Annotated in this window: 1 pseudogene; it reads left to right on the top strand. The window is 63.4% G+C overall.

Annotated elements, in window-relative coordinates:
• Positions 1-738, top strand: a pseudogene (rpoB, locus tag EEB15_RS33115) (DNA-directed RNA polymerase subunit beta); the annotation flags it as partial.

Genomic DNA, 738 nt, shown 5'->3' with positions numbered 1-738 from the left:
GACCGGCGAAGCGGGTGTCGACATCTACAACCTGACCAAGTACACCCGTTCCAACCAGAACACCTGCATCAACCAGCGTCCGCTGGTGAGCAAGGGTGACGTGGTTGCGCGCGGCGACATCCTGGCCGACGGTCCGTCCACCGACATGGGCGAACTGGCCCTGGGCCAGAACATGCGCGTAGCGTTCATGCCCTGGAACGGCTTCAACTTCGAAGACTCCATCTGCCTGTCCGAGCGCGTGGTCCAGGAAGATCGTTTCACCACGATCCACATCCAGGAACTGACCTGCGTCGCTCGTGACACCAAGCTCGGCCCAGAGGAAATCACCGCGGACATCCCGAACGTGGGCGAGGCCGCGCTGAACAAGCTGGACGAAGCCGGTATCGTCTACGTCGGCGCCGAAGTGCAGGCCGGCGACATCCTGGTCGGCAAGGTCACTCCGAAAGGCGAGACCCAGCTGACTCCGGAAGAGAAGCTGCTGCGCGCGATCTTCGGTGAGAAGGCGTCCGACGTGAAGGACACCTCCCTGCGTGTGCCGACCGGCACCAAGGGTACCGTCATCGACGTTCAGGTCTTCACCCGCGACGGCGTCGAGCGCGACTCCCGCGCTCTGTCCATCGAGAAGATGCAACTCGACCAGATCCGCAAGGACCTGAACGAAGAGTTCCGCATCGTCGAAGGCGCGACCTTCGAGCGTCTGCGTGCCGCCCTGGTCGGTGCCAAGGCTGAAGGTGGCCC

Origin of the sequence: Ramlibacter sp. WS9 (assembly GCF_003797765.1) — a bacterium.
Classification (GTDB): domain Bacteria; phylum Pseudomonadota; class Gammaproteobacteria; order Burkholderiales; family Burkholderiaceae_C; genus Ramlibacter.
This window is presented reverse-complemented; position numbering and strand designations above follow the sequence as displayed.